Source organism: Chromobacterium aquaticum (assembly GCF_021129195.1).
Lineage (GTDB): Bacteria > Pseudomonadota > Gammaproteobacteria > Burkholderiales > Chromobacteriaceae > Chromobacterium > Chromobacterium aquaticum.
The window spans coordinates 1-570 of the sequence record NZ_JAJOHW010000286.1 but is presented as its reverse complement, the minus strand read 5'-3'; the positions used below and the strand labels follow the sequence as shown (position 1 = coordinate 570).

The 570-nt window shown below is 70.5% G+C and carries 1 pseudogene; it reads right to left on the bottom strand.

Annotated features, from left to right (window positions below):
* Positions 1 to 183: 183 nt before the first annotated feature.
* Positions 184 to 570, bottom strand: a pseudogene (locus tag LQT98_RS23840) (MFS transporter); the annotation flags it as partial.

The window sequence follows — 570 nt, the reverse complement described above, 5'->3', positions numbered from 1 at the left end:
TTCGCCGGCCAATACCGGCGACAGCTGGATGCGGTTGTAATTGGGGTGTGGTTCGGCGCCGAACACGGTGATGTCGTATAGGTCCGGCGCCAGCGCCAGCAGCTCTTCCACGGTGCGGATGCCGGCCATGCCGTTGCCGACCACCACCAGTTTGGGTTTCGTCATGATGGATGTCCTCGCGTGTCAGACTCGGGTGCTGGCCAGGGTCCAGCCGGCGCGCCAGCGCTGGCGCAAGCCGGCCAGGCCCGCCCAGGCCGTCAGCGCCAGTGCGGCGTACAGCCACAGGCCGATGGCGTAGCCGCCGCTGGCCTGCTTGATCACGCCCAGGCCGGCCGCCAGCAGAAAGCCGCCGACGCCGCCGGCCATGCCGATCAAGCCAGTGACCGCGCCGATCTCGCCGCCAAAGCGCTGCGGCACCAGTTGGAATACCGCGCCGTTGCCGGCCCCTAGACAGAGCATGGCCAGCATGAACAACAGCAGCGCGCCGCCGGCGCCGCCCGGTTCCAGGCCGGCGGCGAACAGCAGTGCCGCCACCGCCAGGTAGACGCCCAGCAGCGCGCGGGTGCCGCC